Genomic DNA, 5571 nt, shown 5'->3' with positions numbered 1-5571 from the left:
GTCGAACATCGACCCTTGATTTCGGTATCGATCACCATTAATATGCGTGCGCGCGCGTTCATTTTAACCAGCCAGCACCGATGGAACGTTTCCGTGACATGAGTGCCACCTTTTGGCGCAGAGCTTGGTGCGCTTTGTGGACAATCGGGTCGACCGGGTGGCGCCGACGGCGGGGCGCCTACTCAAGGCCGGCGGATGCGCATCGGGTATCCACGAGCGCCGGATCTGTGCCGGCGTTGTCAGCGCAGGGCTGGTCACCGGCCGGGCCGGGAGCCTCGCCCAGATAGCTGGACGTGACGAAATCATAGCGCTGGCCGAGTTCGTCGGCCGTGCCCTCGACCCGCAGCCGGCCCCGGGAGAGCACGTAGCCCCGGTCCGCTATCTCGAGTGCCATCGGCACGTGCTGCTCGACGAGAAGAATCCCGCAGCCGGTGTCGTCGACGATCCGGCGCAGCACGGGGAGCAGACGCTCGACGATGACCGGCGCCAGACCGAGGCTCATTTCGTCGATCATGAGCAGTGCCGGTTCGGTCGCCAGCGCCCGGCCGAGCGCGAGCATCTGCTGCTCCCCGCCGGACAGCAGCCCGGCCGGGCGGCGCAGCAGGTCTGTCAGGGCCGGGAAGTAGGCGAGGGCACGCTCGGTGTGCGCGGCCCGACGGCCACCGGCGAGCCGCAGGTTCTCCCGAACGGTCAGGTCCATGAACAGTGCCCGGTCCTCGGGGACGTGCGCGAGGCCGCGTCGAGCGAGGACGTCCGGGCGGGCACCGGCGATCGAACGGCCCTGGAACCCGATCGTCCCGCCGATGACCGGTAGCAGACCGGATATGGTCAGCAAGGTGGTCGTCTTGCCGGCGCCGTTCGGACCCAGCAGAGCGACGATCTCACCGGCGTTGACCCGTAAGTCGAGGCCGTGCACCACCGGGATGCCGAGGTACCCGGCGTCGAGACGGCGGATGTCAAGCAGGGCGTCGGTCACGGCGTCCCTCCGCTTTCGGTCATAGTGGTCATGCTGGCTATATCGGTCAGCTCGATCGAGCCGGCCGGCTGCCCGGCGTCCCGGTCGGTACCGGCCTCCGGGCTGGATCGGGTGCCGAGATACGCTGTGATCACGCGCTCATCCGAGCGGATCTCTTCCGGCGTGCCCCGAGCGATGATCTTTCCGAATTCCAGTACGTAGACTAGGTCGCAGGTGCCGAGCACGAGGCCCATGTCGTGGTCGACCAGCAACATGCCCAGGCCGGCGTCAGCCAGCCGCCGCAGTTGCGTGCCGAGCCGGGCGCTCTCGCCGGTGTCGAGTCCGGCGGCCGGCTCGTCCAGGCAGACCAGAACCGGCCGGGTGGCCAGCGCCCGCGCGACTCCGACGAGTTTGCGCTGCCCGTGCGAAAGCTCGGTGGGCAGCCGGTCAGCGACCGACCCGAGGTCGAACGCGGCCAGCGCCTCGGCGACGGCGTCCGCTTGGCGGCGGGCCGGGCGTACCGCGTCGGCGAGAAACGACCACCAGCGGGCGGGCTCGGCCGCGACCCGCAGGTTCTCCGCGACCGTCAGCTCGTCGAACAGTTCCACCGACTGCCAGGTGCGGCCGAGACCGGACCGCGCGCGCCGGTGCGCTGCCATCCGGTCCAGGCGGGTCCCACCGAACCGCACGATGCCGCCGCTGATCGGTGTGAAGCCGGTCAGGGCATCCAGGAGGGTGGTCTTGCCGGCTCCGTTCGGCCCGATCAGACCGACCAGCCTGCCGGGTTCGACGGTCAGGCTCACACCGTCCACGGCGGTGAGACCCCCGTACCGCACGGTCAGCCCATCGACTGTCAGCGCCGAATGGCTGATCCCGCTGGTCGATCGGGTCACTTGGCACCTCCCACGACCGCATCGCCAGCCGGCCGCGTCCGAGCTCGCGTCCGGGGTCCAGCCGCGGGCCGATGCCGGCGCAGCAGGCCGTCGGCTGTCCGGGCGGTGTCACGCAGGGCTCCGGCGATTCCCTCCGGGTTCCCGACGGCGGTCAGCACCAGACCGATGCCGCCGATCAGCAGCGAGAACTCGCTGCCGACCCCGAAGACGGTCTGCGTCGTATAGAAAGCGACCCCACCGGTGGCCAGTAACCCGCCGATCACAGCACCGCTCACGCTGGTGATACCACCAAGGTAGGCGAAGGCCAGAACGGTGAGCGAGGTGAAGACGTCGAAGGTGGGCGCGGTCAGCGAACCGTACTGGTAACCGATCATTGCTCCGGCGAGTCCCGCAATGAAGGACGACAGCCCGAAGGCCAGGATTTTCGTCGCCGCCACGTTCACCCCGGCGGCGGCTGCCGCCCGCTCGTTGCCGCGGACGGCGAGCATGCGCAGGCCCGACGTACCGCGCCGCAGGTTGGACACGGCGAGGCCGAACAGCACCACGATGACCAGCAGGGCCAACCCGAATCCGGCGCTGGGCAGCTTCCCGTCACCGAGAAAGAACGGATCGTTGGGGCCGAAGCGCAGGCCGAACAGGGCCGGCGAGCTTACCGGCGCGCCTGCGCCGCCCTTGCCCTCCACCCAGTCGTTCTTGAACACCAGCTCCTCGATGGCGACGGCGGCCGCCAGCGTCACCACTGCCAGGTTCACGCCGCGTACGCGTAGCGCCGGTACCGCGGCGGCGGCTCCGAAGACCGCGGCGACCAGCGCGGCCAGCAGTGGGGCGATCGGGAACGGGATGCCCGCCCCATCGGCGAGTTTGCTGACCGCGAAACCGGCGACTCCGGCGATCGCCATCTGGCCCAACGAGATCTGGCCGACGAAGCCGACCAGCAGCACCAGCGACAGTGACAGCAGGACACCGATGAGACTGTTGATGATGGCCCCCCGCCAGCCGAAGCTCAGCGTGCACAGGGCGATGGCGGTGACAGCGGCTGCGACGGTTGCCCGGGGCACCGCACCGCGTGGAGTGGGCGAGAAGGGCAGTCGGGCGAGGGCCGCCGAACCGCGTACCGGCAGGCTCCGGCCACGCACGAACATGATCCCGACGATGACCACGAATGGCAGCGCCTCCCGCACCCCGGGCAGGGGCTGCCCACTGACATGCGGCCACCACGTCCTGGTCTCCATGAAGGTGACCAGCGAACGTGACATCCCGAAGCCGAGACCGGCCAGCGCGGCCACCCCGAAGGAGGTGAAGTCCCCGGCGAGCGCCGCGCCGAGCGCGGGGATGACGGCGAGGGTGAGTACGGTGGGCTCCAATGGCAGGAGGCCGCGCAGCAGGATGCCGATCGTCCCGGCGAGTACCGTGCCGATCACCCAGGTTGCGCCCGCCTGCCGGGACGGGGAGATGCCCAGCAGCAGCGCCCCCTTCTCGTTGCCGGCCGCGGCCCGGGTCGCCAGGCCGAACCGGGTGAACCGGAAGGCCGCCCACAGCACGGTGGCGGCCAGCAGGGTCAGGCCCGCCAGGACGAGCCGGTCGTAGGGCACCCGTGCACCGAACAGATGTGTTGTCCCGGTGGGCAGTACCCTGGGCACGCTCGGCCCGATGTCGCCGCCGAACCGGCGCACCACAACGGCTTCAAGAGTGAGCATCACGCCGACCGAGGCGATGACCTTCGCCAGCGGCGGCGCCGAGGACAACGGCCGGAAGACCCAGCGGTGGAACAGGTAGCCCAACGCCGCCGCCGTCCCCAACGACAGTAGTGTCGCCGGCCAGAACGACATCGGGCCGCCGACGCTGATCGACGTCGGCCAGTTCGGCAGGTCCCAGTTCGCGCCGAACCAGCCGGCGATGCCTTCAACGAGGGCGAGTGGATTCGGTAGCGGCGGCACGAACCACGCGCCGTTCACCCGCAGGTCGGTGTAGAGGTACGCGGTGTACATCGCCATCGCACCGGTGGCGACGTTCACCGTCCCGGAACCGCGGTAGGTGAGCACGACAGCGAGCGCGATCGCGCCGATGAGCGCGCCTTCACCGAGGCCGAGGACAAGAAACAGGAGGATCTGGCTCAACGGGTCGCCCTTCGGTCACTTCGCGGTACGTGCGTGGCTGGCCGATAGCGGGCGGCCACCGGCCAGCCGGACCGGTGTCAGTCTCGGGCCAGGCCGTTGAGGTACTGGCCGCCCGTCGCGTCGATGACCGACTTGCCCTGTACCTGGTAGACGCGTACCAGCGCGTCACACAGCGAAGGGAATCCGGTGATCGAACCGCACTGGACCTGCGGTGCCACGATCGGCACGGGACCTCGGAAGGCCGTGACAGCGGCGCGGATCGTGTCCGCAGACAGCGCGTCGTAGCCGACGCCCTGCAGAATCTTGGCGATCGCGACGACCTGGCCGAACTCCGGAACCGAGAAGGCCCCGCTGTTCTTGTCCTTCCCGTAGTGGTCGAACGCGGCGAGGGTGTCGCGGACGTCGGCGTTGGCGGTGTCCGCCGGGTCAGCCCCCACCTGGACGATGTACCAGCCGTCGATGGCGCTGGCCGCGGCTTTGCGCACGTCCGGACCCTGGCAGTTGCCGACCCCGATGACGGGCTTGTTCACGTTGAGTTGCTGCAGTGCGTTGGCGACCTGGATGCAGGTCGACCCGGCGCCGAGCACCATCACGACGTCGGCCTTGTCCGCCCCGGCCGCGGTCAGGGGAGCGACCGCGTCGGTGGCGGTGATGCCGATCGGCACCTCGGAGAGGCTGACCCCGGCAGCGTCGAACCGGGGCTTGATCAGACCCTCGATCGCGCTCTTCAGGCTGGGTAGGTCGACGTACACCGCGGCGACTTTCTTGGCCTGCGGGACCTTCTTGAGAGTGAAGCTGGCCATGCCGGACAGCACGCCGGGTGAGCCGGAGGCGAAGAAGTAGGCGTCGCTGGCATTGAACGCGGCCTGGGTTGCGGGGAAACCGCCGATGATCGGCTTTTTGCCGGCGAGCGTGGTCCAGATCGGGCCGTCACCGGCGGAGAGCGTGCCGGTACTGACCATGTTGATCGAGCTGTCGTTGAGGAACTGCTGGGCGCAGCTCTGCCCCTTGGCCGGAGTGCCGTCGGTGAAGCAGGTGGCGAGTTTGAGCGGGTGGCCGCCTATGCCGCCGAGTTCCGCGTTCACATAGGTCACCGCCACAGTGGCCCCATCGGTCAGGTCCGGATAGCCGACCTCGGCACCCTGCTGGTTGATCAGGCCGATCGTGACCGGCGCGAGGCTGGCGTTGGCAGCGTTGCCCGCCCGACCCGCATTGGCTGCGCCAGCCGTGTTACCGGCGGTCGCACCGGTCGGCGACGATGTGGAGCTGGCCGGGTCGGAGCTGCCACACGCTGCCAGCGCGATGGCTACGACGGTGACCGCGATGCTCACGCGGATGGGTAAATGGCGGGTGATCACGGGCGTTCCCTTCAGGTTCGGTCGACACCCTGGCGCTGTGAACCGCTCGCTGGCGGGCCGATCGGTCGGCGACGACGTGACGGACCGACGCAGGAGAGCTGCGTCACATGTGTGCGGGCGGGACGCTAGCAGCGCCGCGTTCTTCATGTAAAGAAGAAAATTGAATGCAATAGAACGAGCATCGCGTGTCATCTGTCACGCTGGCGCTGCGCCGCGTTCCGTGTCCGCGGCACTACTCAGCACTACTC

General features: G+C 69.0%; 4 protein-coding genes. All 4 read right to left on the bottom strand.

The genetic code is table 11. The features are described from left to right. Window positions 1-178: 178 nt before the first annotated feature. Window positions 179-976 carry an ABC transporter ATP-binding protein gene (locus tag U9980_RS20755; protein ID WP_322769450.1) on the bottom strand — a complete coding sequence of 266 codons (798 nt, stop codon included), beginning with the start codon at window positions 974-976 and terminating at the stop codon, window positions 179-181. Further along, window positions 973-1848 (bottom strand): ABC transporter ATP-binding protein, encoded by an 876-nt coding sequence (locus tag U9980_RS20750; protein WP_322769449.1) that lies wholly within the window; start codon window positions 1846-1848, stop codon window positions 973-975. Before U9980_RS20750 ends, U9980_RS20755 begins: the two co-directional genes overlap by 4 nt. Then, entirely contained in the window at window positions 1845-3965 is a 2121-nt protein-coding gene (locus tag U9980_RS20745; RefSeq protein WP_322769448.1) for an ABC transporter permease, read from the bottom strand. Before U9980_RS20745 ends, U9980_RS20750 begins: the two co-directional genes overlap by 4 nt. A 77-nt stretch (window positions 3966-4042) precedes the next feature. Beyond that, entirely contained in the window at window positions 4043-5323 is a 1281-nt protein-coding gene (locus tag U9980_RS20740; protein ID WP_322769447.1) for an ABC transporter substrate-binding protein, read from the bottom strand. Between the last annotated feature and the right edge of the window lie 248 nt (window positions 5324-5571).

Source organism: Protofrankia sp. Cr1 (genome assembly GCF_963555865.1).
In the GTDB taxonomy this organism is placed as follows: domain Bacteria; phylum Actinomycetota; class Actinomycetes; order Frankiales; family Frankiaceae; genus Protofrankia.
This window is presented reverse-complemented; position numbering and strand designations above follow the sequence as displayed.